We start from the raw sequence: 24,081 nt of genomic DNA, 5'->3' as shown, positions 1-24,081 counted from the left end.
ACAGGGAGAAGCCAATGGACACGACAACAATGCTGCGCGCGTTCTGCGACGCGGTCGAACGGCGCGACGGCAAGCGCTTTGCAGACCTGTTCACCGAGGACGGCGTCTATCACGACGTGTTCTACGGCGCCTTCGAGGGGCGCGCCAAAATCGCCGAGATGATCGACGACTGGTTCTACCGGACCGCGACCGATTTCCGCTGGGTCATGCACGATCCCGTCAGCGACGGCACGATGCTCTACGCGCGCTACACGTTCAGCTACCGATCGACCCTGCCCGAGGCCAAGGGCGCGCGTGCGATGTTCGAGGGCGTCGCGATCATGCGGCTGCGCGACGGCAGGATCACGGAATACCACGAGGTCGCCAACACCGCGCCCGCCTTCGTCGATCTGAACTTCGCACCGGAGCGGATCGCCAAGATCGTCGGCAAGCAGGGCATTGCGCTGCGGGCACGGGAAGAGATGAAGCGGCATTTGGCGTGAGCTATTCTCCGCCGTCATTCCGGGGCATCGCGAAGCGATGAGCCCGGAATCCATTTTTCCGTCAGCGCCTGCGGCCTGATGGATTCCGGGCTCGCGCTTCGCGCGCCCCGGAATAACGGTGGGGAAGTCCTACGGCGGCGGCGGGTTGCTCATCGGCTTGCGCTGGGCGAGCGCGGCCACGGTGGAGGTGCCGATCGGGCCTTTCTCGTCATAGAGCCAGCACTCGCCGATCGCGATGCCGTCGGTGGCGTGATGGTTCACCACTTCGAAGCCGATCCAGTTGGTCACCGGCAAACGGTGCAGATAGATCGTGACGTCGCTGTTGATGTAGCCGAGGCCCTGGTCGCCGGCATTGGCGAACGGGCTGGCAAAGTCCGCGCCGGTCGCGACATGGACGAACGGCGTCATCTTCACGCCTTCGACGAGCTCGCGCACCTCGCTCATCCAGAGCCGCCGCTCGCCGAGCGAGCCCATATGGCCGACAATCGGCCGCGTCTCCCATTTGCCGTTCATGCCGAGCCTCGGATCGGTCGGCTTCGCAATCTCCGCCGGTGCCGGCACCCGCCAGTTCGGCGGCGACCACACGTTGCCCGGCGCATTTTCCGTCCGGCGCAACAATTGGCAGGAGGCGCGCGCCATGCTGGTGCCGCCCGAGATGAACTCGGCCTCGATCACCTTGATGCGGAGCCCGTCGCGCACGAGCCGGGTCGTCACCTCGACCGGCGTCGTGATGTTGGGCAGCCGGAACATGTCGACGGTCAGCCGCGCGGGGACGAAATCGTCGGAGCCGTGGCGCTCCTCGATGACGAAGCCGAGCAGGCCGATCACGACGCGGCCGTGCATCGATTCCGGGCTCCAGGGGCCGTTGGCAACTGATGTCGGCATGAAGCCGTCGCCGTGCCTGGTGAAGAAAGGCTGGTTTGTCATGGCGGGCGACCATGACGGGAATGGCGCGATGAAATCAAGGGGCGGCAGCCGCGCCCCACTCCTGCTGCACCGTGATGTCGGGCTCGTCGCCGGCTCGCGACGCCAGTGCGGCGAGCGCATCGCGTGCGATCAGTTGTGACAGCGCCCACACCGCGGCGCCGCGCACCAGCGGGCTCGCATCGTCGAGCAGGCGCCGCGCCTCTCCGGCGAGACCGGCATTGCCGGAATTGCCGATCGCAACCAGCACATTGCGGATGAAGCGGTCGCGGCCGATGCGCTTGACCGGCGATTTGGTGAACAGCGCGCGAAACGCGGCATCGTCGAGCCGCGCGAGATCGGCAAGATCAGGCGCCCGCAACGCATCGCGCGCTGCGAGCTTCTGCTCGCGTCCTGCCTCGGCGAACTTGTTCCAGGGGCACACCGCGAGGCAATCGTCGCAGCCATAGATGCGGTTGCCGATAGCCTTGCGGAATTCGTGCGGGATCGGACCCTTGTTCTCGATCGTCAGATACGAGATGCAGCGCCGCGCATCGAGCTTGTAGGGCGCGGGAAACGCCGCGGTCGGACAGATGTCCTGGCAGGCGCGGCAGCTGCCGCAATGATCCGTGTCGCTCTCATCGCGCGGCAACTCAGTCGCGGAATAGATCGCACCGAGAAACAGCCAGGAGCCGAACGCGCGTGACACGAGATTGGTGTGCTTGCCCTGCCAGCCGATTCCGGCCGCCTGTGCCAACGGCTTCTCCATCACGGCCGCGGTGTCGACGAACACCTTGACCTCGTCGCCGGTCGTAGCGGCAAGCCAGCGCGCCAGCACTTTCAGCCGCTTCTTGATCACGTCGTGATAGTCGTCGCCCTGCGCATAGACCGAGATCGCGCCCTGCGAGCGGCGCGCGATCAGCTTCAGCGGATCATCGTCGGGCCCGTAATTGACGCCGAGCATGATGATCGAGCGCACGCCAGCCCATAGCGCGCGCGGATCGGTGCGGCGCTCCGGATTGGCCGCGAGCCAATCCATGTCGCCATGGCCGTCGGAGCCGAGAAACTCGAGGAAATATTTTCCGGCCTCGCTGGTCGCGTCAGGATCGGTGATGCCGATGGCATCGAAGCCGAGCGCGCGCGCCTCGCGTTGCAGCGCCGCCTTGAGATCGGACGGAGAGAGCCTGACCGCCGGGTTCAGAAGTCGAGGTCCACATAGGTGCGCGACGCCGGCACTCCCGCCAGCCATTCGCTGAGCAGCGGGCGGAACGACGGGCGGGATTTCACCCGCGCGTACCACGACTTTGCCGCGTCGTCCTCGCTCCATGGCACGTCGCCCAGATAGTCGATCGCCGAGAGATGCGCCGCGGCGGCGAGATCCGCGTAGGTGAGGCGGTCGCCGGCGAGGTAGTTCCGCGTCTTCGCCAGCCAGCCGATGTAGCTCAGATGATAGCGCACATTGACCTTGGCGGCGCGCATGATGTCGGGCGCGGGCGGACCGCCGCCATTGTCCTCGCTCATGAAGCGCTTGTAGATCCGCTCGGTCACCAGCGGGTTGGAGGCTTCTTCGAAGAACTTTTCGTTGAACCACGCCATCAGGCGGCGCACCTCGACACGCTCGGCCGACGACGTCGGCAGCAGCCGCCGCTCGCCGGCATCGAGGCCGTGCGTCTCGTCGACATATTCGGCGATGATGGGCGCGCCCGGAATCGGTGGAAAGCCCTCGGCGATCAGCACCGGCGTGGTCGCTGCCGGATTGAGTGCGAGATACGCCTCGCGCCGCTCCCAGACCCGTTCCTCCACCAGGCGCAGATCGAGGCCATACTCGCCGAGCACGAGGCGGATGAATCGCGAATGCGGACAGAACGGGTGGTGATACAGCGTGTACATGAAGCCCTTGGTAGTTTCGCGGCGCTTAAGAAACCATCAACCTGTGCGGCCCGGCCGTGCGATTTGGCGAGGCCAGTTCCGCTCGTCTCTATGTCGCGTCGGCACGCAAACCGGTAGCCGCCCCCGCAGATCGTGCGGGTCACAAAAACGCTATAGCCCAGCAAATCGGCCGGGTAACCCATTGTTTGACGATTTTTTGCGATTGCGGCCAATGTGCGAATAAGCGAGAAGAATCCGGTTTTCCACACAGGGCAGATCAGATCATGATGACGGATATGCTGCGGGCGGTGATTCTCGGCATCGTCGAGGGCGTCACCGAGTTCCTGCCGGTTTCTTCGACAGGCCACCTGCTGCTCGCGGAACGCTTCTTCAATCTCGGCGAAGGCAATTTCTGGAAGAGCTTTGCGATCCTGATCCAGCTCGGCGCGATCCTCGCGATCCTGGTGCTCTATTTCGGCAGATTGTGGCGTGTCGCGCTCGGCATGTTCTCCAATCCCGACGACCGCCGTTTCGTGATCGGCGTGCTGGTGGCGTTCCTGCCGGCGGTCGTGATCGGCCTGCTCGCGGGCAAATACATCAAGGAATTCCTGTTCAATCCGTGGGTGGTCTGCTTCACGCTGATCGTCGGCGGCGCCGTCCTGCTGTGGGTCGATCAGCTCGATCTGAAAGTGTACGAGGACGATGCGACCCGGTTCCCGCTGCTGATGTATTTCTGGATCGGCGTCGCGCAGTGCCTGGCGATGATCCCCGGCGTGTCGCGCTCAGGTGCCAGCATCGTTGCCGCGATGCTGCTCGGCGCCGACAAGCGTTCGGCGGCGGAGTTCTCGTTCTTCCTCGCGATCCCGACCATGGTCGGCGCGTTCGTCTATGATTTCTACAAGAACCGCGCCGACTTCACCTCAGACAATCTCAGCGTGATCGCGGTCGGCTTCGTGGTGTCGTTCGTCGTCGCGATGGTCGTGGTGAAGACGTTCCTCAACTACGTCACCCGCCACGGCTTCACCTTCTTTGCCTGGTGGCGCGTGATCGTCGGCACGCTCGGCCTGATCGCGCTGGCGATGGGCCGGTAAGGGAAACTCCAACCGTCGTCCCGGCGAAAGCCGGGATCCATTACCCCGAATGGTAGTTTGGCACGACGTTGGGGCCGTAGCCCGCTGCAACAATGAGCTGCGGTGGTTATGGGTCCCGGCCTACGCCGGGACGACCTGTTGAGAGAGCGGCCTACGCGCTCTTCTTCTGGAACTGCCCGGTCGCGCGGAAGCGCCAGAGATATTGCGGGGCGATCGCTTCCATCGAATCCGGCGTGATGCCGAGGCCGGCGAAGGTCAGGCCGGCGGCCTTGGCGGCGTCGGACACCACATTGTCCACGCGCAGCATCGCGACCTGGTCCGGCGTCAGCGTGAACGGGCCGGGCGCGAATTGCAGGACGTAGGATTGCAGCTTGGCGAGGCCGAACGGCAGCGGCGCCAGCATGCGGTCGCGCTGGGTGATCTGGAGGATGATCTGCATCACCTCGCGCATGGTCAGCACTTCCGGGCCGCCGAGCTCGTAGGTTGCGCCCGGCTTCGCCTTGCCATCGACGGCATCCGCCACGGCGTCCGCAACGTCGGCGACATAGGCCGGCTGCACCGTGTTGACGCCGCCGCCGACCAGCGGCAGCACCGGCGAGATCCGCGCCAGCGCGGCAAAGCGGTTGGTGAACTGGTCCTCGGGCCCGAACAGCAGCGACGGCCGCATGATGGTGGCCGACGGCAGCGCCGCCTGCACCGCCTTCTCGCCCTCCGCCTTGGCGCGGAAATAGCCCGACAGCGAATTTTCGTCGGCCCCGATCGCCGAGACATGGACCATCCGCCCGCCATTTGCGGCCGCCGCCTTGGCGATGGTCTCGGCGCCCTTCACCTGCACCGCGTCAAAGCTCTGCCCGCCGCCCTCGGCCAGGATGCCGACCAGATTGATGGCGACCTGCGAATCACGCATCGCCGCCTCGACCGAGGCCGGGTAGCGGACGTTGGCTTGGACGGCATGAATCTGCCCGACCCGGCCGAGCGGCTGGAGATGGCCGGCCAGTTCCGGCCGCCGCACCGCGACGCGGACCCGGTAATCGCGCTTGCAGAGCGCCCGGACCACGTTCCGCCCTAGAAACCCCGATCCGCCGAAGACCGTGACTGTGGTGTCCAGGTTCGATGCCATGGGGTGGTTCCTGTCGGATTCGGGAGTTATTGACGTGGGTTAGCCATCTGGCGATACGCCATCGACCCCACCATGTACAGGGTATTCGATTTTTCGTTTCCTGAATTTGACAAGCGCGTAACCGAACCTTACTAACGCGCCCACGCCCAGGTGGTGGAATTGGTAGACGCGCTGGCTTCAGGTGCCAGTGGCTTAACGGCCGTGAAGGTTCGAGTCCTTTCCTGGGCACCACCCATTTTCATAAGCGATTGAAATCGCTCAGCATCCGCGGGGTGGGTGCGGCGACGCCGTCACCCGCCGCCGCTTCAGGCCGCTCCGGCCCCATGCTCTCGAAGCAGAGCCGTCCTCACACGACCCGCCGCCCCGCGCGCCGCGCGATCGGCTTCTGCACAAAGTACATCGCGACCATCGAGATCATCGAGCTCGCCACGACGACGTAGCCGATCCGGTCGAAATGCAGCAGCGAGCCGTCCGGGTTCTCGGCGACGATCGCGGCTGCGACCACCGAGCCCAGCCCGCCCGAGAGCTGCTGCACCGAGGCCGAGACCGCGCTGAACGATCCGCGCTGGCTGGCGTCGGGGATCGCCGACATCAGCGCCTGCGACGGGATCATGCGCGAGAAGATGCCGACGAACATCAGCACATTGACGATGATCGCGGTCAGCAGCGAGACGTGGCCGAGATGGGTGTAGATCAGCACCATGATGGCCGACACCACGCAGCCGAAGATGAAGGTCGGATATTTGCCGAACGCGTCGCTGGCGCGGCCGACCAGCGGCCCCATGATGATGCTGAACAGGCCGGAGACCAGATAGATCGTCGGCAGATGCACGATGTCGATGCCGAGATTGTGCACGGTGAAGGCGCTGCCGAACGGCATCAGCATGAAACCGCCGGTCGCCAGCAGCGTCGTCACCAAAAAGGCCAGCGTGTAACGCGGCTGCCCCACGGTCGCGATCAGATGGCGGAACGGATTGCTGTCGTGCTGCAGCTTGAGATGTGCGGTGACCGGCTCCATGAACAGCGCAACCACCGCGATCGCCACGATCGACAGGCCGACGATGGCGACGAAGCAGATGTGCCAGTTCCAGTGATTGGCCAGGAAAAGTCCGGCCGGGACGCCGAGCACCTGGCTCGCGGCGAACGCCGTTTGCAGCACGCCCATGGCGCGGCCGCGCAGCTGCAGCGGAATCAGGTCGGTGACGATCGCGAGCACGACCGAGCCGATCACGCCGCCGAACAGGCCGGTGACGATGCGGCCGAGCAGCAGCACGTGGAAATTCTGCGCCAGCGCGCATAGCACGGTGCCGAGCATGAAGCCGACATGGAAGAACAGCAGCAGCTTCTTGCGGTCGAAGCGATCGGCAAAGCCGGCGGCGAGGATGCCGGAAATGCCGGCGGCGAACGCGTAGGCCGACACCGCGACGCCGAACTGCCCGGCCGTGATGTTGAGCGACGGCATCAGGATGGCGCCGAGCGGCGACATGATGATGAAGTCGAGGATCAGGGTGAACTGGGTGAAGGAAAGCAGCGCGATCAGGAACGATTGATAGCGCGTGAAGCCGCGCACCTGCGGCTCGTCGTCGATCGGCGCGGCGATGGTCTGTTCCGACATGAGGCTCATTTCTGAAGATGAGTAGGACGTGCGAGCGGCTGGGCACAGATAGGGCGCCGCTCGTGGATTTCATCGGCGGGGACACGCAAAAAATGCGCGGATATGTGATCAAGAACCGCGAGATTCCCGCTCCTCCATGTGGGTATTGCGAGGCCTCGGGTCATCTCGTCGCCAATCGTTTGAATTGCAGCGTGATCCAAATGCAACAGAGGTTGCGCGGTGCTGGGCAGCCGTGTCGGGATATGGCAAGAGCGGGGCGTGATCCCCCCGCTCAGCGGCGCGGCGACCGCCTATCCGCTCGCATCCCGGGCGTTTGGGGGCTAGTGTCGCCTGTCGAATCGAACCGAGACCCGAGGCCTTAATACATGACCATCCGCCTGCATCGCGGCGACCTGCCCGATCTCACGCGCTACACCGATTCCGTTGCGATCGACACCGAGACCATGGGGCTGCATCCGCATCGCGACCGGCTCTGCGTGGTGCAGATGTCGAACGGCGACGGCACTGCCGACGTGATCCAGATTCCGAAGGGGCACACCGATGCGCCGAACCTGAAGGCGCTGCTGGCCAATCCTGCGATCACCAAGATCTTCCATTTCGCGCGGTTCGACGTCGCGGTGCTCTACAACACGTTCGGCGTGATGCCGGCGCCGGTCTATTGCACCAAGATCGCCTCGCGGCTGTCGCGCACCTACACCGACCGCCACGGCCTGAAGGATCTGGTGCGCGAGGTGCTCAACGTCGATTTGTCGAAACAGCAGCAGTCGAGCGACTGGGGCGCGCAGAGCCTGAGCGAGGCCCAGCTCGCCTATGCCGCCTCCGACGTGCTGCACCTGCATGCGCTGCGCGACAAGTTGAACGTGATGCTGGCGCGCGAGGGACGCACCGATCTCGCGCAGTCCTGTTTCGATTTCCTCCCCACGCGCGCCAGGCTCGATCTCGACGGCTGGGAGGCCGAGGACATCTTCGCCCATTCATGATTTCGCCCGTTCATGGCGGGCGCCGAATTCGTCGCGGCGGGGCCAAATCCGCCCCGTTTCGGCCAAACTGTTCACGCGTTGTCCCCTGCGGGGGCGCGACGCGAGGTCCGGGCTGCATATTTGGGCGGCTCCGGCTAGGATAGGGGCATTTCGCGCCTCTGGAGCTCAGGTGAATTCGGTTCAGAATCCAGCCTATGTGACGGGCCTCGAGGCGCGCTTTGCCGCTGCCGCGCGGCACAGCCGCATGGTGCGGATCCTGCGCGTCGCGGTGCCCGCGGTGGTTGGACTGTCGATGGCTTCGATCATCTTCGTCTCGGTCTACAATCCCTTCCGCGAAATCATCCCCAGGCTGCCGGTCGAGATGGATAACCTCGTGGTGTCGGGCACCAAGATCACGATGGAATCGCCGCATATCGCCGGCTTCTCCGCCGACGGCCGGCCCTATGAAATGTGGGCCAAGGCGGCGATCCAGGACGTCACCGATCCCGACCATGTCGAGCTGAAGACGATCCGCGCCAAGGTCTCGCAACAGGACGAGTCGACCGTGACGATGGACGCGCGCACCGGCTTCTTCGACAACAAGAAGCAGCTGCTCGACCTGCGCCAGGATATCTTCCTGCAATCGTCCACCGGCTATGAAGCCAGGCTGACGCAAGCCTTGGTCGACATCAACAAGGGCAACGTGTCGTCGGACGAACATGTCGACGTCAAGCTGCTGCAGGGCACCCTGACATCGGACCGACTCAGAATCTACAACAGTGGCGAGCTGGTGCGGTTCGAAGGCAATGTTGTGATGTACCTCGACAAGCTCGGCGACAACAATGCGAGCCCGCCCGCCGAGGCCGCACCGCTACCTCCTCCTCCGGCGCCGCCGAAGGCGCGCAAATCCGCCAACACGAAATGATTTTGATGATGAGACGTTTTCCGCACGGCATCGCAATTGCGGCCTTCCTGCTCGCGCTGTTCGCAGTGAATTCCGCGTCCGCGCAGGGCTCGATGAGCGGCGTCCCCAATGCCATGCAGGGCTTCTCGCAGAACCGTGACCAGCCGATCCAGATCGAGGCCGCCGCGCTCGAAATGCGCGACAAGAAGAAGGAGGCGACCTTCTCCGGCAATGTGAAGGTCGTGCAGGGCGACACCACCATGACCTCGAAGATCCTGGTGGTGTTCTACGAGGACAAATCGACCCAGACGCCCGCGCCCGCGCCGGCCGGCACCAAGGGTGCCGCCGCCAAGGGCACTGCGCCGATGCAATCGGCGACCCCGGGCCCCGGCGGGGCATCCTCGATCAAGCGGCTTGAAGCGAAGGGCAATGTCGTCGTGACCCAGAAGGACCAGGTGGTCACCGGCGAGACCGCGATCTTCGACACCAAGACCAATCTGATCACCATGCTCGGCGGTGGTGGCGGTCAGGTGGTGCTGACCCAGTGCCAGAACGTGCTGCGCGGCGACCGCCTGCTGGTCGACATGACCACCGGCGTCTCGCGGGTGGAATCCGAGAGCGGCAAGGTGCAGGGCCTGTTCATCCAGTCGCAGGGCGGACAGAGCGGCAAGGGTGGCTGCGGAACGCCGGCCGCCCCCGGGACGGCCCCGGCGGCACCGTCACCGCTTCAGCTCCTGCCGGGCAGCAAGTCGAAATAGGGAGCCAAGTAAGCTTCGCGTAAGGTCCAGCAGAATCAATTGGTTAGATAATATTTTGCAGCCGCGAGGTTGAAGCGCGAGGGGCGAGACTGTATTTACTGCTGCGGTTCGGCCGAAGATGCGCCTCGAGGGGGAATCTTGTTGGCTGGGCAGGGGCATCCACTCATCCAAGGCGCGGGTCACCGCGCTTTGTCGTATTATTTGAGCATGATCCGCGCAAACGCGTCCGCGCTTGTCGCGCGGGAAGGCCGGAATCCGGTTTTCATGTTGGCAGGTTGGCGTGCGAATCGATTGGTCCGCAGGCAAAGTCGCGGGATCACCGTGAAAGGCTGAAGCGAAGCGGGGATGGTGGATTTATTCGGCATGTTCCGGCGGCGCTCTGCGAAACGCAGCACCGGATTTGCGCGTGCGCATGACGACATCACGGCGCTCGGCGACCAGTTCGGCGAGATGCTGACGTCGCCGGTGCGTGACGCGCCGCCGATGGCGCGTGCCGCCTCGGTTCCCGCCGCCGAGCTGCCGCGATCCCAGCCCGCAGCAGCGCCCGCTCCGGCCCGGGCAAGGCCAGCCAGGAACAGCGCCCCGGCGGCGCCGCAGCTGATCAAGCGGCCGGGCTACCTGGCTGTGCACAGCGTGGAAAAGAGTTTTGGCAGTCGCCAGGTCGTGCGCGGCGTAAGCATCTATGTGCGCCGCGGCGAGGCGGTCGGTCTGCTCGGGCCGAACGGCGCCGGCAAGACCACCGTGTTCTACATGATCACCGGCCTGATCAAGGCCGATCGCGGTGCGATCGAGCTCGACGGCCACGACGTCACCAGGCTGCCGATGTATCAGCGTGCGCGTCTCGGCATCGGCTATCTGCCGCAGGAAGCCTCGATCTTCCGCGGCCTGTCGGTCGAGCAGAACATCCGCGCCGTGCTGGAGGTCGTCGAGCCCTCGAAGAAGAAGCGCGAGCACGAGCTGGATTCGCTGCTCGACGAGTTCAACATCACGCGGCTGCGCAAGAGCCCGTCGATCGCGCTGTCCGGCGGCGAGCGGCGTCGCGTCGAGATCGCCCGCGCGCTGGCGACGCGCCCGAATTATATGCTGCTCGACGAGCCTTTCGCCGGCATCGACCCGATCGCGGTCGGCGACATCCAGGACCTCGTCCGCCATCTCACTAACCGCGGCATCGGCGTGCTCATCACCGACCACAATGTCCGCGAGACGCTCGGCCTGACCGACCGCGCCTACATCGTCTATGCCGGTGAGATCTTGACTGAAGGCAGTCCGGAGGAGATCGTTAATGATCCCGATGTACGCCGGCTTTACCTTGGCGAGGAATTCCGGCTCTAGCCCAAATTTTGCATCCGTCAAGCCGTGTACAAGCTTCACGGACTAAGATAAGCAAGAATCGAGCCAACTTTTAAGGTCGATCTTGCCTCCATGGCGCTGACGCAAAGACTAGAGTTCCGCCAGTCGCAGTCGCTGGTGATGACGCCGCAGCTGATGCAGGCGATCAAGCTGCTGCAACTGTCGAACCTGGATCTGTCGGCCTTCGTCGAGGAAGAGCTGGAACGCAATCCGCTGCTCGAGCGCGCGGCCGACGGGCCAGAGCCGCCGGTGGCGGGCGAGCCGGCCATGGAGCGGTCCGACTACGGCGATTCCGACGGTTCCTCAAGCTACGGTGACGATGGTGACCGCTCCGACATGGCCTCTGGTTCGAGCGGCGAGGCCGCTTTCGAGCCCGGCCAGGAGGAGTGGCTGAATCGCGACCTCGGCACCCGCGCCGAGATCGAGCAGACGCTAGACACCGGTCTCGACAACGTGTTCTCCGAGGAGCCGGCGGAGGCCGCTGCGCGCGCCGCGCAGGATGCACCGCCGTCTGTCTATACCGAATGGGGCGGCGGCGCCTCCAGCGATGACGAATACAATCTCGAAGCGTTCGTGGCCGCCGAGCTGACGCTCGCCGACCATCTCGCCGAACAGCTCGCGGTGGCGTTCTCGGCGCCGGCGCAGCGCATGATCGGACAGTACCTGATCGACCTGGTCGACGATGCCGGCTATCTGCCGGCCGATCTCGGCCAGGCCGCCGAGCGGCTCGGTGCGTCGCAGCAGGCGGTCGACGAGGTCGTCGCGGTGTTGCAGAAATTCGATCCGCCGGGCGTCTGCGCCCGAAACCTGAGCGAGTGCCTGGCGATCCAGCTGCGCGAGCTCGATCGCTACGACCCGGCGATGCAGGCGCTGGTCGAGCATCTCGATCTGCTGGCCAAGCGCGACATCGCAGGCCTGCGCAAGCTGTGCGGCGTCGACGACGAAGACATCACCGACATGATCGCCGAGATCCGGCGGCTCGATCCGAAGCCTGGACTGAAGTTCGGCACCTCGCGGACCCAGACCATGGTGCCTGACGTCTATGTCCGTCCGGGTCCCGACGGCGGCTGGCATGTCGAGCTCAACAGCGACACTCTGCCGCGCGTACTGGTCAACCAGACCTATTACTCTGAGCTGTCGAAGACGATCCGCAAGGACGGTGACAAGTCGTACTTCACCGACTGCCTGCAGAACGCGACCTGGCTGGTGCGCGCGCTCGATCAGCGCGCCCGCACCATCCTGAAGGTCGCCACCGAGATCGTCCGCCAGCAGGACGGCTTCTTCACCTATGGCGTCGCGCATCTGCGGCCGCTGAATCTGAAGGCGGTCGCGGACGCGATCCAGATGCATGAATCGACGGTGTCGCGCGTCACCGCCAACAAATACATGGCGACCAATCGCGGCAGTTTTGAATTGAAGTATTTTTTCACCGCGTCGATCGCGTCCGCCGACGGCGGCGAGGCGCATTCGGCCGAAGCGGTGCGTCACCACATCAAGCAGTTGATCGACGGCGAAGCGCCGTCGGCGATCCTGTCCGACGACACGATCGTGGAACGTTTGCGCGCTTCGGGCATTGATATCGCCCGCCGCACCGTCGCGAAGTATCGCGAGGCGATGCGGATACCATCCTCGGTGCAGCGCCGCCGTGACAAACAGAGCATGCTCGGTAATGCCCTTTCGGCTCCTGCCTCCTCGTCCGACCGGTCGCGTGATACAGCGCCCGTTTAGGTTACTTCTTGAGCATGACCCCGTCCGAGTACGGACCGGTCCAAGCGCTCGTTGCGTTCGCGTCAAATCGCGATAGTCTCAATCTTTCCTGGTGAAGCGTCGTCCACCGAGGGAGGTACCCGGAAGCCCAGCAAGCATCGTGCTCCTGCAAGACCGATCGAGGCATCCAGCAATCGAGGCATCAAATGACCCTTCGAATCTCGGGAAAGAGCATCAGCATCGGCGAGGCGCTTCGCGCGCGCGTCAGCGAGCGCACCGACGAGGTCCTGCGAAAGTATTTTGATGGCAACTATTCCGGTCACATCACGCTGAGCAAGGATGGCTTCGGCTTTCGAACCGACTGCGCGCTGCATCTGGATTCCGGCATCACGCTGGAAGCCGAATCCAACGCCGCCGATGCCTATGCCAGCGCGGATGCCGCGCTGCTGATGATCGAGAAGCGCCTGCGCCGCTACAAGAGCCGGCTCAAGGACCGCTCCGCCCGCAAGGCCTATGCCGCGAACGCCGCGCTCGCCGAATTGAACGGCGCAGGCCTCGACGCGCCGAGCTACATCATCGAGGCGCCCGAGAACGAGGACGAGGTCACCGAATACAGCCCTGTCATCATTGCCGAGGCAACCACCGCGCTGAAGCGGCTGTCGGTCAGCGAGGCGGTGATGGAGCTCGACCTGACCGGCGCCTCCTGCCTGGTGTTCCAGCATGGCGGCAGTGGCCGGTTGAACATCATATACCGCCGTACGGACGGCAATGTCGGCTGGGTCGACCCGCCCGCGGTGAGCCCCTGAGGATAGTTGGCAGATGGCATTGACGTTCGAAGCCAGCCCTGCTTATGGTCCGCCGCCTCCAGGAATAAGGGGGGCGGAACAGGGTTCGCAGGTGTTGGCACCGCCGATACGTTGGAGTAGAAGCCCTGCCAAATGGACCCGGGCTAAGCCCGCATCCCACCTCATCTTCTTGACGCCGCCGCTGTAAAGCCTATTTCGCAACCTGACGGTCATTCACCTCGGAACGTCCCAATGCCGATTACCGACCTGGTCGCACCCGAGGCGATACTCCCTGCTTTGAAAGTCATCAGCAAGAAGCAGGCGCTGCAGGAACTTGCGGCGCGTGCCTCCGCTTTGACCGGGCAGAACGAGCGCGCGATCTTCGAAGTGCTGCTGCAGCGCGAGAAGCTCGGCACCACGGCGGTCGGCTATGGCGTCGCCATCCCGCACGGCAAGCTGCCGAAGCTGGAGAAGCTGTTCGGCTTCTTCGCCCGTCTCGAGCGGCCGATCGATTTCGAGGCGATGGACGGCCAGCCGGTCGACCTGATCTTCCTGCTGCTGGCGCCCGAAGGCGCCGGCGCCGATCACCTCAAGGCGCTGGCGCGCATCGCCCGCCTGCTGCGTGACCAGGACGTCGCCAAGAAGCTGCGCGCATCGCGCGACGCGCAGGCGATCTACTCAGTGCTCGCGCTGCCGCCGGCCAGCGCGGCCTAATCACTCAGCGCTCATTCGCGCAACTGTCATCGGCGTGTAGTCTGTTCGTCAGGCGATGGCGCATGCCCGACGCGTTGTCAGGCTCGTTGAGCCTGCAGCCTGGATGAAGCGCAGCGCAATCCGGGGAAAATCTCGCAGTCGGCGCGAATCCCGGATTTCGCTGCGCTTCATCCGGGCTTCGAAGCATTGGAAAATTTCAGCAGATCGTCGGCAGCAGGCGGCGGACTTCATCGAGCAGATCCGGGACGGCCTGCTCGTCGTCAGCAAGATGCCTGAGCAGCGCGCTCTGGAACAGGCCGTCGAACAGCGCGTAGAGCGCGGCCGGAGACGATGCCGGCTTCTTGTTGCCGAGCTCGGCGTAGCGCGTGGCGATGCGCCAGATCATCGCTTCCAGGCTCTTGTCGATCTCGAGCACGTCCTTGCGAAACGCCGGCTCGAACATCGCCTGCGAGCGCAGATCGTACCAGAGCCGGTGCATGCGGGCTTCGTCCCGCAACGTCGCCGCGAGTTTGGCGAGGAAGCCTTCGGTCAATTCGTCGCGGCTGCGCGCCGTCGTCACCACCTCGTCATAGCGCGTCACGCATTTCGCCTTGTAGTGACGGACGCAGCAGCAGATCAGGTCGAGCTTGTCGCTGAAGTAGTAGTGAAACACGCCGTGCGTGAATGCGGAGTTCTGCGCGATCTCGCGCAGGCTGGTGCGCGCGAAGCCGAGCTCGCCGAGCGTCTCCAGCGCAGCCTCCGCAAGCTCGACGCGCCGTGCGTTGAACTTCTCGTCGCGCAGCGTCTCGGTCGCCACCGCCACGCGTTGGGCCGCTCCTGTCGCATGCCGCGCCATCCGGTGCCTTTCCTCTGTCTCTTCCCGCGAGCAACTATACCGCGGCGACCGCAGTGTGCTCCATCCCTTCACAATCATCCTCTTTGACACTTGTCAAATTCAGACTTGACAAGTGTCAAGTTCCTGGACGAGGGTTGGCGCAATAATTTGGACAACCGTCAAGACGGCTGACCAATCGACAAAACAGGAGGAAATGCACCGCCGGGGCGCGCCACGCTGCGCCCCGCCGACGTCGGCCGCGATCACCAATGCGCTCCAAATGCGCAACGTCCGGCCCGCGCAGCCCCCAGTCCGCAGCACTGATCAAGATCACCAAGCAAAGGGAGGACTACGTCATGAGTGGGAAGAGCCTTGAAGGCAGGAAAGCCCTGGTCACCGGCGGCGCCCGGGGGATTGGCGCGGCGATTGCGCAGGCACTGGCGCGCTCCGGCGCGGCTGTGATGATCGGCGATATTCTCGACGATACCGGCAAGGCCAGCGCCGCCGAGATCGCCAAGGCCGGCGTGAAGACCGGCTTCGTCAAGCTCGACGTCACCGACGACGCGCAGTGGGAGCGGGCCGCCGCAGCGACGGTCGAAACCCTCGGCGGCTTCGATATCCTGATCAACAATGCCGGCATCGAGATCACCTCGCTGGTCGCCGACATCAAGGCCGAAGACGCGCGCCGCATGTGCGACGTCAACGTCGTCGGCACCGTGCTCGGCATGAAGCACGCCTTCCGCGCGATGCGGCCGGGCGGCGCCGCCGGCAAGGGCGGTGCGGTGGTCAATATCGCGTCCGTCGCGGCGACGATCGCCTTCCCGAGCATCGCCGTCTATTCCGGCACCAAATCCGCGGTCGATCGCATGACCCGCGTCGGTGCGATGGAAGCCGGCAAGCTCGGCTATGGCGTGCGCGTCAACTGCATCTATCCCGGCCTGATCCCGACCGACATGGGCCTGCAGCTCGCCAATGACATCGTGAAGATCGGCCTTGCGCCCGACGTCAACGCCGCCGTCGGTTCGGTGGTGGAGCAGACGCCGCTCGGCAAGCTCGCTGAGGTCTCCGACATCGCCGACGCCGCGGTGTTCCTGTGCTCGAACGATGCCCGCTTCATCACCGGCATCGGCCTGCCGGTCGACGGCGGCATGGGCATGTAGCAACGAAGCTGACAACAAGCATTTCGGAGGAACGCAATGAGCGAGAAGAAGCCCGTCATCGTCTATGGCGCGTCCGGCTACACCGGCCGGCTGGTTTGCGAATATCTGCGCGAGTACAACATTCCCTTCATCGCCGCCGGCCGCAGCGCCGACAAGCTCAACGCCGCGATGAAGTCGAACGTCGCCGGCATCGAGACCGCCGACTATGAGGTGGTGACGGTGCCGCACACCGCCGCTGCGCTGACCGAGCTGTTCAAGGGTGCCTCGGTGGTGCTCAACACCGTAGGCCCATTCGCCAAGTTCGGCATCGAGGTGGTGCAGGCCTGCCTTGCGGCGAAGTGCCACTACACCGACACGACCGGCGAGCAGGACTGGCTGATCACGCTCGAGCAGGAGTTCGGCACCAAGTTCGGCAATGCCGGCCTGCTGCTGGCGCCGGGCATTGCGCAGATGTACACCACCGGCGAGATCGCCGCGCAGCTGTGCCTGGAGACGCCCGGCCTCGACACGCTCGATATCGCCGTGTTCTGGGGCGGCAGCCCGACCATCGCCTCGACGCAAACCATCCTGGTCAACGCCGCGATGGCCAAGGCCTACTACCTCGAGCAGAACAAGTATGTCGAGCATCAGCCCGATGCCGGCCTCACCAACCTCGTCATCCCCGGCCAGCACGAACTGGCGCTGGCGCTGCCCTGGGGAGGCACCTCGCATCCGGTCTGGTTCAAGCGTGATCCGCGCGTCGCCAACGTCAAGGTGCTGGGTGGCGTGTTCAATCGTGCGCTCATGCTGGGCGTGCCGCAGATCGTTGCTGCCGCGCTGGAGGCGACCAAGGACATGAAGCCCGACGAGCGCTACGCCGCGCTGGCGCAGACTGCGGCCGGCGTGATGAACACCATGCCGCCGCGCGAGAACCCGCGCGTCAACAAGTCGCTGGATTCGGTGTATGCCTCCGGCCCGCTCGGGCGCGCGCACTGCGTCATCAACGGCAACAGCAATTACAAGCAGACCGGCCTGCTGCAGGCCTATGCCGCCGCGCATCTGGTGCAGCAACCGCCCAAGCGCGTCGGCTTCGCCTCCGGCTGCCAGGCGTTCGGCCATCACGAGCTGCTCGGGCAATTGCGCAGCTTCGGTCTGGTCGGCAAGCCGGTGCTGACCGTGCACGATTAAGCTTGAGCCCCGATCGGATCGGGGCTCAACACTCCGTTCCCTGAAGCGTTTTCGTCAAGCGGACTGGTATCCGCCTTGTTCGAAAACGTCTATCCGCGGGTGACGCAGTCGCGCGTCACCCGCGCCCTCTCGCGAGGCTCGCCATGCGCTTCATCGATTATCTCGACAAGGGTGCCTCGCTCGGCGCCGATGCGCCGTGCCTCACCATGGATGGCCGCGACCTCAGCTATGGCGATGTACAGCGGCTGAGCTACCGGATCGCGCGCGGGCTCGAGCGCTCCGGCATCGCGCCGGGCGAGAAGGTCGCGATCCTCTCAGGCAACGATCCGCTGGCGTTCGCCTGCGTGTTCGGCATCTCCCGCGCGGCCGCGGTGTGGTGCCCGATCAATCCGCGCAACGAAGCGGCCGAGAACAAGTTCATCCTCGATCAGTTCGATTGCAGCCTGCTGCTGTTTCATTCGAGCTTTGCGCCGATGGTCGAGGCCGTGCGGCAGGACCTGCCCAAGCTGCGCGCGCTGGTCTGCCTCGATCAGGAACTGCCGTTCGCGCCGTCATTCGACCGCTGGCTGTCCGGGCTTGCCGACGATCACCATCAGCGCGACACGATCGACGATCTCGCGATGATCCCGGGCACCGGCGGCACCACCGGCAAGCCCAAGGGCGTGATGCTCTCGGGACGCAACATTGAGGCGATGACCGCGCTGACCCTGATGGGTTACCCGTTCAAGGGCCGTCCGGTCTATCTCGCGCTGGCGCCGCTGACGCACGCCGCCGGCGTGCTGTGCTTTCCGATCATGACGCTCGGCGGCCGCGTCGTGATCATGCATCACCCTGATATAGGCGAGTTCCTGGCGCTGATCGCGCGCTATCGCGTCACCCACACCTTCCTGCCGCCGACCGTGATCTACATGCTGCTCGATCATCCCGAGCTCGACGCGGCGGATCGCTCCTCGCTGCAATGTTTCTGGTATGGCGCGGCGCCGATCTCGGCGACGCGGCTTGCCGAGGCGTTGCAGCGGATCGGGCCGATGGCGCAGCTGTTCGGGCAGACCGAGGCGCCGATGATGATCTCGATGATGCCGCCTGCCGATCACTATCATGCAGACGGCACGATCGCGATGGAGCGGCTGTCGTCGGCGGGACGGATCGGTCCGCTGGTGCAGGCCGGCATCATGGACGGCGACGGCAAGCTGTTGCCGGCGGGATCGCGCGGCGAGATCGTGGTGCGCGGCTCGCTTGTCATGGACGGCTACTACAAGAACCCGGAGGCCACGCGCGAAGCATCAGTGCATGGCTGGCATCACACCGGAGACATCGGCTACATCGACGGCGACGGCTATCTCTACATCGTCGACCGCGCCAAGGACATGATCATCACCGGCGGCTTCAACGTCTATTCGATCGAGGTCGAGAACGCGTTGCGGGCCCATGAGGCGGTGCAGGATTGTGCGGTGATCGGGATGCCCGACGACAAATGGGGCGAGCGCATCGTTGCTGTGGTGCAGCCGCGCGCCGGCCACACCGTCGATGCGACCGCGCTGGCGGCGTTCGTCAAGCAGCAGATCGGCAGCATCAAGACACCGAAGCAGATCGAGGTCTGGGACGATCTGCCGCGCTCCAAGGTCGGCAAAGTGCTGAAGCCAGACATCCGCGCGCGGCTAACTCGCTAGCCCGCGCGATCCGAGGCATCTACCTCTTGCCATACTCGGTGAACACATAGTCGCGGTTCTGCACCACCGTGTGGCAGGCATAACCACATTTTGCGTCGTTTTCCTGCGGCGGATTATCCGTCGTGTTGGCGGGCCTGAACACATCGGTCGCCGCGTCGTACTCGAACGCGCCGTATCCCCAGCCGCCGCTATCCGCGAACCTCTTGCTGTCCTTGACCATGAAGTCGACGTCGTGCTGGGCGCCTGGCACGGTTGGTTGACCGGGATATGCCTCTTGCTTCTTCGGGATCCAGTGAATCTTCGCCATCTTGGCGCCATCCGGGAACGGCTTGCCATTGCCGGGTACGCCGTCGCGATAGGCGCCGATCATCGCGGGATTGCCCAGGATCACGGCGATGACGCCTTCATTCTCGCTGATCGCGATCACCGCCCAGTCCTCGTATCCCCTGAACTCGGAGAACGCGAGCCCGTTCTGCACCTGCAAACTGTACTTGTCCTGCGCGGAAATCGCGACACCGGTCGCGAGGATGGAAATCGATACCGGAGCAACGAGATTGATCAGCGTGCTCTTCTGCATGGTCGCATCTCCTCCAATGATTTGGCGGCGAATAAGTCCTGGTGGAAGTCCTCTTGTCGTGCGGCCGTCTGAAAGGCTCGGGACTGCGCGGACCGTTCGTCACGCGAACTGATAACAGCACGGAACGGTGCCGAACGAAATGGAGCCGCTGCGGTCCGCGCCTATTGACAAGCGCTTTGTGACGCCAGAAGACGGATCGGCGCAACATGGCGCGTGCGTACCAAGGGATGACTGATGTCCCGCGATTTTCGCCTTGATCGCGTTCCTGTCGACGTTCTCGCTTACGAACTCGCCGAGGAAAGGGCCAGCGCGCTCGGGCGCATGGGCCGGGCGCTGGAACAGGCCCTCGCCAAATTGCGCGAGTTCGATGCCGCTCATCCGCGCGCTGAAGCACCGGCGCCTGCACAGCAGGCGCGGCGCATGCTGGTCCGGCAAGCCGGCCACGCGCTCTGGATGTTCGTGGTGCAGCGGGAAGCTTGCGGGCTGCGCAATAACCGCATGCTGATGCGCGACTACAATGTTCCCGGCGAGGTGCAGCTCAGCATGGGTCCGCTACCCGCCACGTCGACCTGATCCCAATAAAAAATGCGCGGGCCGCCTCGGTCGGTGTCGAGGCATGCCCGCGCATCTGAACTCGCGGATGTCGTGTCAGCAGCGCGTCAGTGGACGCTGACGGCTTGCAGCTCGTTGCTCCAGGCGTTCGCGATCGCGGCTTCGCGGCTGTCGGTCAGCATGATCGGCGTGCCGTCGGCGGCGTGCAGCGCGAACAGCTTGAGGCCCGGCGCGATCTTCGGCGCCTGCGGAAACAGATCGGGCACGTCCTCGGAACGGACCTGCTTCACATAGGCGATATGACCCTCGCCCAGATGGGCCAGCGCTTCCGGCGTGACGCTGTCGGATTGGAAGATGATGCTTGCTTCACTCATGGTCTCGACTCCTCAGTCAGACAAGCGGTCGAGTCCGCTCCTTGTTTCTATTATTCGTGCTCATTGATAGCGATTGTCTTAATGACCCGTTCAGGTTCCGGCCTGGCCAGATCAATCGACAACAACCCGTTCTTCAGATCCGCGCCCAGCACCTGCATCCCCTCTGCCAGCACGAAGGTGCGCTGGAAGTGGCGCGCGGCGATGCCGCGATGGATGTATTGCCGAGCCTTGTCGTCCTGCTGGCGGCCGCGGATGACGAGCTGATTTTCCTCAATAGTTACATCGAGTTGGTCGCGGGTGAAGCCCGCCACCGCCAACGTGATGCGCAGCCGCTCGGGCTGCCCGTTGGTGCGGTCGCACCGCTCGATGTTGTAGGGAGGATAGCCGTCAGCGCCCTTCACGACGCGGTCGAGCGCACGCTCGATCTCGTCGAATCCCAGAAGGAACGGACTGGACAACGATGGAACACGAGACATTACAAAGTCCTCTCGAAGCGACTTTGAGGGGCCCTTGCGGCGCCCCATGCAACCGGCGGGCCGTCTGGCCTCCGGTTAGTGAGGGATATGGGGGCGATCTGGATAGCGTTCAAGCAGCCCAGAAACCAGCCTAAACGCCCGCAACATGAGGGCAAATTCTTCTCGATCGGTTACCCCACGACCCGCTTCCGGCCGTCAGCGGTAAAAAGATGCAGTTTGTCGCGCGGGGCGACCGCCAGGATCCGCTCGCCGATCCCAGGGCCGGTGGCGCCGGGAACCCGGACGATCACCTCGCCGGGCGGCAGCTCGCCCGGATTGGCGGCAACGCCCTGTTCCGCGCGCTGGCGGCTGCCATAGACGAAGGTCTCGGCGCCGACATGCTCGATTGCCTCGACGGTCAGGCCGAGCGCGACGCCGCCCGGTGCGGTCTCATTGGAGATCACGAAATCCTCCGGCCGGATCCCGACAATGCCGGCGCCGTCGACGCCCGCGATCTGGGACGTCAGCTCCTCCGAGCGCAGCGGCATCAGGTTCATCGGCGGGGCGCCGATGAAGGACGCGACGAAGGTGGTTGCCGGCTTCTGGTAGATCTGGAGCGGATTGCCGATCTGCTCGACCTGGCCGCCATTCATGACGACGAGGATGTCGGCCAGCGTCATCGCCTCGAGCTGGTCGTGGGTGACGTAGATCGAGGTGGTGTTGAGCCGGCGCTGCAGCTTGCGGATCTCGACCCGCATCGCGATGCGCAGCTTGGCGTCGAGGTTCGACAACGGCTCGTCGAACAGGAACACCTTCGGCTGGCGCACGATGGCGCGGCCCATCGCGACGCGCTGGCGCTGGCCGCCGGAGAGCTGGCGCGGCTTGCGCTCCAGCATTGGCGAGAGCTCAAGCACGCGCGCGGCTTCCTCGACCCGGGTCTTGATCTCGGCCTCGGCCATGCCGCGGTTGCGCAGGCCGTAGGCCATGTTGTTGTAGACGCTCATATGCGGATAGAGCGCGTAATTCTGGAACACCATCGCGATGTCGCGATCGGCGGGCTCGACCTGGTTGACGACACGGCCGCCGATGTCGATCTCTCCGCCGGTGATGGTCTCGAGCCCGGCGACCATCCGCAGCAGCGTGGACTTGCCGCAGCCGGAGGGGCCGACCAGCACGCAGAACTGGCCGTCGCCGACGTCGACATCGACGCCCTTGATGGCCTCGAAGCCGCCGGGATAGGTCTTGCGGACGCTGCGCAGCGTGACGTTGGCCATTACTTTTCCGTCTCCACCAATCCGCGCACGAACAGTTTCTGCATCACGACGACGACGAACACCGGCGGCAGCATCGCGAGCAGCGCGGTCGCCATCACGACAGGCCATTCGGTCAGCGCGTCGGTTGTGGTGATCATCTTGCGGATGCCGACCTGGATGGTCTGCATGTCATCGCGCGTCGTGATCAACAGCGGCCAGAGATACTGATTCCAGCCGAGGATGAACAGGATCACGAACAGCGCGGCCATGTTGGTGCGCGACAGCGGCAACAGCGTATCCCAGAAGAAGCGGAACGGTCCTGCGCCGTCGATGCGCGAGGCCTCCAGCAATTCATCCGGCACCGTCATGAAAAACTGCCGGAACAAGAGTGTCGCGGTGGCGGACGCGATCAGCGGCAGCGACAAGCCGGCGTAGCTGTCGAGCAGATGCAGGTCGGCGACGATCTTGTAGGTCGGATAGATGCGCACCTCGACCGGCAGCATCAATGTGATGAAGATGATCCAGAAGATCGCCATCCGGAACGGAAACCGGAAATAGACGATCGCGTAGGCCGAGATGATCGAGATCGCGATCTTGCCGACCGCGATCAGCAGCGCCATGACCAGCGAGTTCAGCATCATGTTGAGGACGGGCTCGCGGGTCGAGCCGCTCGTGCCGACAAACAGCGTCTGGTAGTAGGTCTCGAGGAAATGGCCGCCGGGCAGCAGCGACATCTGGCCATTGGCGATGACGGCGTTGTCCTGGGTCGAGGCGACGATCGCGAGATAGACCGGGAAAGCGACGATCGCGATCCCGATCCACAGGATGACGTGAGCCAGATAGCGCTGGAAGCCCTGTTCCTCGACCATCAGTAAGTCACCTTGCGCTCGACGAAGCGGAACTGGATTCCGGTGAGCACGATCACGATGACCATCAGGATGACCGACTGCGCCGCCGACGAGCCGAGATTGCCGCCGAGCAGGCCGTCCGAATAGACCTTGTAGACGAGCGTCTCGGTCGCCTTGCCGGGGCCGCCGCGGGTCATCGTGTCGATGATGCCGAAGGTGTCGAAGAAGGCGTAGACGATGTTGATGACCAGGAGGAAGAAGATGGTCGGCGACAGCAGCGGGAAGATCACGGTCCAGAACCGCCGCATCGGACGCGCGCCGTCGATCGCGGCGGCCTCGATCACGCTCTTCGGGATGCTCTGGAGGCCTGCGAGGAAGAACAGGAAATTGTAGGAGATCTGCTTCCAGGCCGCGGCGAGGATGACCAGGGCGGCGGCCTGGTCGCCGTTGAGCAGCGGATTCCAGTCAATGCCCATGCCGCGCAGATAGCGCGACAGCACGCCGAGCGAGGGATGCAGCATGAACACCCAGAGCACGCCGACGACCGGCGGCGCCACCGCATAGGGCCAGATCAGGAGCGTGCGGTAGAGCGTCGAACCGCGCAGCGGCTTGTCGGCCATCACGGCGAGCAGCAGCGCGAACGACAGCGAGGACACCGCGATCGCGAGCGAGAACGCGAAGGTCCTGATAATCGCGGCGAAATAGGCCGGGTCCTTGAACAGCTCGAGATAGTTCTCGAACCAGACGAAGCTGGTGGACAGGCCGAAGGCGTCCTGCAGCAGGAAGGACTGGATCACCGCCTGCGCGGCCGGCCAGTAGAAAAAGATCAGGACGATCGCGAGTTGCGGGGCAACCAGCGCGTAAGGCAACAGCTTTGATTGAAAAATGGCTTGCTTTTGCATGATCTCGGAAGAATTGGCAGGCCGCGCTTGCGGCCTGCCGGATGGTCTCAAG

At 64.4% G+C, this 24,081-nt stretch carries 25 protein-coding genes and 1 tRNA gene; 14 read left to right on the top strand and 12 right to left on the bottom strand.

The window, feature by feature from the left end; translation table 11 throughout:
* The first annotated feature begins 14 nt into the window (after positions 1-14).
* Entirely contained in the window at positions 15-482 is a 468-nt protein-coding gene (locus JQ507_33890) for a nuclear transport factor 2 family protein (protein ID QRI69774.1), read from the top strand.
* Positions 483-611: 129 nt separating this feature from the next.
* On the opposite strand, the gene JQ507_33885 is transcribed toward JQ507_33890, so the two are convergent.
* From JQ507_33885 to JQ507_33875, 3 genes are read right to left on the bottom strand one after another with little or no spacing between them, the layout of a single operon-like run.
* Entirely contained in the window at positions 612-1,409 is a 798-nt protein-coding gene (locus JQ507_33885) for a thioesterase family protein (GenBank protein QRI69773.1), read from the bottom strand.
* 34 nt (positions 1,410-1,443) lie between these two features.
* Positions 1,444-2,634, bottom strand: coding sequence for a tRNA epoxyqueuosine(34) reductase QueG (queG, locus tag JQ507_33880; protein ID QRI69772.1), 1,191 nt, complete (start codon positions 2,632-2,634; stop codon positions 1,444-1,446).
* Positions 2,583-3,275 carry a glutathione S-transferase family protein gene (locus tag JQ507_33875; protein QRI69771.1) on the bottom strand — a complete coding sequence of 231 codons (693 nt, stop codon included), beginning with the start codon at positions 3,273-3,275 and terminating at the stop codon, positions 2,583-2,585. The genes queG and JQ507_33875 overlap by 52 nt, the downstream gene beginning before the upstream one ends.
* Positions 3,276-3,538: 263 nt before the next feature.
* On the opposite strand from JQ507_33875, the gene JQ507_33870 reads away from it, so the two are divergent.
* Complete coding sequence (locus JQ507_33870) at positions 3,539-4,345, top strand: undecaprenyl-diphosphate phosphatase (protein ID QRI69770.1); 807 nt, start codon at positions 3,539-3,541, stop codon at positions 4,343-4,345.
* Positions 4,346-4,496: 151 nt separating this feature from the next.
* Here the strand turns inward: JQ507_33870 and JQ507_33865 are convergent, their stop codons facing one another.
* Entirely contained in the window at positions 4,497-5,465 is a 969-nt protein-coding gene (locus JQ507_33865) for a complex I NDUFA9 subunit family protein (protein ID QRI69769.1), read from the bottom strand.
* 144 nt (positions 5,466-5,609) lie between these two features.
* On the opposite strand from JQ507_33865, the gene JQ507_33860 reads away from it, so the two are divergent.
* Positions 5,610-5,696: transfer RNA gene (locus tag JQ507_33860), tRNA-Leu, on the top strand.
* A 115-nt stretch (positions 5,697-5,811) separates the two neighbouring features.
* Here the strand turns inward: JQ507_33860 and JQ507_33855 are convergent.
* On the bottom strand, positions 5,812-7,080 hold the full coding sequence (locus JQ507_33855) for an MFS transporter (protein QRI69768.1): 1,269 nt from the start codon (positions 7,078-7,080) through the stop codon (positions 5,812-5,814).
* Between the two features lie 365 nt (positions 7,081-7,445).
* Between JQ507_33855 and JQ507_33850 the strand changes: the two genes are divergently transcribed.
* From JQ507_33850 to ptsN, 7 genes are all read left to right on the top strand, one after another.
* Positions 7,446-8,060, top strand: coding sequence for a ribonuclease D (locus tag JQ507_33850; GenBank protein QRI69767.1), 615 nt, complete (start codon positions 7,446-7,448; stop codon positions 8,058-8,060).
* Between the two features lie 169 nt (positions 8,061-8,229).
* Positions 8,230-8,964 carry an LPS export ABC transporter periplasmic protein LptC gene (gene lptC / locus JQ507_33845; protein ID QRI69766.1) on the top strand — a complete coding sequence of 245 codons (735 nt, stop codon included), beginning with the start codon at positions 8,230-8,232 and terminating at the stop codon, positions 8,962-8,964.
* A gap of 5 nt (positions 8,965-8,969) precedes the next feature.
* Complete coding sequence (locus JQ507_33840; protein ID QRI69765.1) at positions 8,970-9,701, top strand: LPS ABC transporter substrate-binding protein LptA; 732 nt, start codon at positions 8,970-8,972, stop codon at positions 9,699-9,701.
* Positions 9,702-10,046: 345 nt separating this feature from the next.
* Entirely contained in the window at positions 10,047-11,033 is a 987-nt protein-coding gene (gene lptB, locus JQ507_33835) for an LPS export ABC transporter ATP-binding protein (protein QRI69764.1), read from the top strand.
* A gap of 90 nt (positions 11,034-11,123) precedes the next feature.
* Positions 11,124-12,779: an RNA polymerase factor sigma-54 gene (gene rpoN, locus JQ507_33830; GenBank protein ID QRI69763.1), complete on the top strand. Its 1,656-nt coding sequence runs from the start codon at positions 11,124-11,126 to the stop codon at positions 12,777-12,779.
* Between the two features lie 185 nt (positions 12,780-12,964).
* The gene (gene raiA / locus JQ507_33825; GenBank protein ID QRI69762.1) at positions 12,965-13,564 is read left to right on the top strand and encodes a ribosome-associated translation inhibitor RaiA; all 600 of its coding nucleotides are present in this window, start codon (positions 12,965-12,967) and stop codon (positions 13,562-13,564) included.
* Positions 13,565-13,795: 231 nt separating this feature from the next.
* A complete protein-coding gene (gene ptsN, locus JQ507_33820) occupies positions 13,796-14,257 on the top strand; it encodes a PTS IIA-like nitrogen regulatory protein PtsN (GenBank protein QRI69761.1) in 462 nt (153 codons plus the stop codon).
* A gap of 196 nt (positions 14,258-14,453) precedes the next feature.
* On the opposite strand, the gene JQ507_33815 is transcribed toward ptsN, so the two are convergent.
* Positions 14,454-15,092 carry a TetR family transcriptional regulator gene (locus JQ507_33815; GenBank protein ID QRI69760.1) on the bottom strand — a complete coding sequence of 213 codons (639 nt, stop codon included), beginning with the start codon at positions 15,090-15,092 and terminating at the stop codon, positions 14,454-14,456.
* Positions 15,093-15,427: 335 nt separating this feature from the next.
* Here JQ507_33815 and JQ507_33810 point away from each other — a divergent pair, with 335 nt between their 5' ends.
* The 3 genes from JQ507_33810 to JQ507_33800 all read left to right on the top strand — a co-directional run bounded on the left by JQ507_33810 (position 15,428) and on the right by JQ507_33800 (position 19,068).
* A complete protein-coding gene (locus JQ507_33810; GenBank protein ID QRI69759.1) occupies positions 15,428-16,231 on the top strand; it encodes an SDR family oxidoreductase in 804 nt (267 codons plus the stop codon).
* Positions 16,232-16,267: 36 nt separating this feature from the next.
* Positions 16,268-17,398: a saccharopine dehydrogenase NADP-binding domain-containing protein gene (locus JQ507_33805; GenBank protein QRI69758.1), complete on the top strand. Its 1,131-nt coding sequence runs from the start codon at positions 16,268-16,270 to the stop codon at positions 17,396-17,398.
* A gap of 143 nt (positions 17,399-17,541) precedes the next feature.
* Positions 17,542-19,068: an AMP-binding protein gene (locus JQ507_33800; protein QRI69757.1), complete on the top strand. Its 1,527-nt coding sequence runs from the start codon at positions 17,542-17,544 to the stop codon at positions 19,066-19,068.
* Positions 19,069-19,087: 19 nt separating this feature from the next.
* Here the strand turns inward: JQ507_33800 and JQ507_33795 are convergent, their stop codons facing one another.
* On the bottom strand, positions 19,088-19,645 hold the full coding sequence (locus tag JQ507_33795; protein QRI69756.1) for a cytochrome P460 family protein: 558 nt from the start codon (positions 19,643-19,645) through the stop codon (positions 19,088-19,090).
* Positions 19,646-19,879: 234 nt separating this feature from the next.
* Between JQ507_33795 and JQ507_33790 the strand changes: the two genes are divergently transcribed.
* Positions 19,880-20,218, top strand: a complete 339-nt coding sequence (locus JQ507_33790) for a hypothetical protein (GenBank protein ID QRI69755.1) — start codon at positions 19,880-19,882, stop codon at positions 20,216-20,218.
* 86 nt (positions 20,219-20,304) lie between these two features.
* On the opposite strand, the gene JQ507_33785 is transcribed toward JQ507_33790, so the two are convergent.
* From JQ507_33785 to ugpA, 5 genes are all read right to left on the bottom strand, one after another.
* Positions 20,305-20,571 (bottom strand): DUF1150 domain-containing protein, encoded by a 267-nt coding sequence (locus tag JQ507_33785; GenBank protein ID QRI69754.1) that lies wholly within the window; start codon positions 20,569-20,571, stop codon positions 20,305-20,307.
* A 50-nt stretch (positions 20,572-20,621) separates the two neighbouring features.
* The gene (locus JQ507_33780; protein QRI69753.1) at positions 20,622-21,047 is read right to left on the bottom strand and encodes an Hsp20 family protein; all 426 of its coding nucleotides are present in this window, start codon (positions 21,045-21,047) and stop codon (positions 20,622-20,624) included.
* Between the two features lie 170 nt (positions 21,048-21,217).
* The gene (locus JQ507_33775) at positions 21,218-22,300 is read right to left on the bottom strand and encodes a sn-glycerol-3-phosphate import ATP-binding protein UgpC (GenBank protein QRI69752.1); all 1,083 of its coding nucleotides are present in this window, start codon (positions 22,298-22,300) and stop codon (positions 21,218-21,220) included.
* Positions 22,300-23,148 (bottom strand): sn-glycerol-3-phosphate ABC transporter permease UgpE, encoded by an 849-nt coding sequence (gene ugpE / locus JQ507_33770; protein ID QRI69751.1) that lies wholly within the window; start codon positions 23,146-23,148, stop codon positions 22,300-22,302. The genes JQ507_33775 and ugpE overlap by 1 nt, the downstream gene beginning before the upstream one ends.
* Positions 23,148-24,029 carry a sn-glycerol-3-phosphate ABC transporter permease UgpA gene (gene ugpA / locus JQ507_33765; GenBank protein ID QRI69750.1) on the bottom strand — a complete coding sequence of 294 codons (882 nt, stop codon included), beginning with the start codon at positions 24,027-24,029 and terminating at the stop codon, positions 23,148-23,150. Before ugpA ends, ugpE begins: the two co-directional genes overlap by 1 nt.
* Positions 24,030-24,081: the final 52 nt, after the last annotated feature.

Origin of the sequence: Bradyrhizobium sp. PSBB068 (assembly GCA_016839165.1) — a bacterium.
GTDB lineage: Bacteria > Pseudomonadota > Alphaproteobacteria > Rhizobiales > Xanthobacteraceae > Bradyrhizobium.
Note: the sequence above shows the minus strand (reverse complement) of the source record. Positions and strands in the feature narration are given on the sequence as shown.

Coding starts and splice junctions, on each gene's coding strand:
- JQ507_33790 (QRI69755.1), top strand. CDS start 19,880: ATGTCCCGCGATTTTCGCCTTGATCGCGTTCCTGTCGACGTTCTCGCT.
- JQ507_33780 (QRI69753.1), bottom strand. CDS start 21,047: ATGTCTCGTGTTCCATCGTTGTCCAGTCCGTTCCTTCTGGGATTCGAC.
- JQ507_33785 (QRI69754.1), bottom strand. CDS start 20,571: ATGAGTGAAGCAAGCATCATCTTCCAATCCGACAGCGTCACGCCGGAA.
- JQ507_33815 (QRI69760.1), bottom strand. CDS start 15,092: ATGGCGCGGCATGCGACAGGAGCGGCCCAACGCGTGGCGGTGGCGACC.
- queG (QRI69772.1), bottom strand. CDS start 2,634: ATGGCTGGCGGGAGTGCCGGCGTCGCGCACCTATGTGGACCTCGACTT.
- ugpA (QRI69750.1), bottom strand. CDS start 24,029: ATGCAAAAGCAAGCCATTTTTCAATCAAAGCTGTTGCCTTACGCGCTG.
- JQ507_33865 (QRI69769.1), bottom strand. CDS start 5,465: ATGGCATCGAACCTGGACACCACAGTCACGGTCTTCGGCGGATCGGGG.
- JQ507_33795 (QRI69756.1), bottom strand. CDS start 19,645: ATGCAGAAGAGCACGCTGATCAATCTCGTTGCTCCGGTATCGATTTCC.
- JQ507_33840 (QRI69765.1), top strand. CDS start 8,970: ATGATGAGACGTTTTCCGCACGGCATCGCAATTGCGGCCTTCCTGCTC.
- lptB (QRI69764.1), top strand. CDS start 10,047: ATGGTGGATTTATTCGGCATGTTCCGGCGGCGCTCTGCGAAACGCAGC.
- JQ507_33805 (QRI69758.1), top strand. CDS start 16,268: ATGAGCGAGAAGAAGCCCGTCATCGTCTATGGCGCGTCCGGCTACACC.
- JQ507_33775 (QRI69752.1), bottom strand. CDS start 22,300: ATGGCCAACGTCACGCTGCGCAGCGTCCGCAAGACCTATCCCGGCGGC.
- raiA (QRI69762.1), top strand. CDS start 12,965: ATGACCCTTCGAATCTCGGGAAAGAGCATCAGCATCGGCGAGGCGCTT.
- JQ507_33850 (QRI69767.1), top strand. CDS start 7,446: ATGACCATCCGCCTGCATCGCGGCGACCTGCCCGATCTCACGCGCTAC.
- rpoN (QRI69763.1), top strand. CDS start 11,124: ATGGCGCTGACGCAAAGACTAGAGTTCCGCCAGTCGCAGTCGCTGGTG.
- JQ507_33855 (QRI69768.1), bottom strand. CDS start 7,080: ATGTCGGAACAGACCATCGCCGCGCCGATCGACGACGAGCCGCAGGTG.
- JQ507_33885 (QRI69773.1), bottom strand. CDS start 1,409: ATGACAAACCAGCCTTTCTTCACCAGGCACGGCGACGGCTTCATGCCG.
- JQ507_33810 (QRI69759.1), top strand. CDS start 15,428: ATGAGTGGGAAGAGCCTTGAAGGCAGGAAAGCCCTGGTCACCGGCGGC.
- JQ507_33800 (QRI69757.1), top strand. CDS start 17,542: ATGCGCTTCATCGATTATCTCGACAAGGGTGCCTCGCTCGGCGCCGAT.
- JQ507_33875 (QRI69771.1), bottom strand. CDS start 3,275: ATGTACACGCTGTATCACCACCCGTTCTGTCCGCATTCGCGATTCATC.
- ptsN (QRI69761.1), top strand. CDS start 13,796: ATGCCGATTACCGACCTGGTCGCACCCGAGGCGATACTCCCTGCTTTG.
- JQ507_33870 (QRI69770.1), top strand. CDS start 3,539: ATGATGACGGATATGCTGCGGGCGGTGATTCTCGGCATCGTCGAGGGC.
- ugpE (QRI69751.1), bottom strand. CDS start 23,148: ATGGTCGAGGAACAGGGCTTCCAGCGCTATCTGGCTCACGTCATCCTG.
- JQ507_33890 (QRI69774.1), top strand. CDS start 15: ATGGACACGACAACAATGCTGCGCGCGTTCTGCGACGCGGTCGAACGG.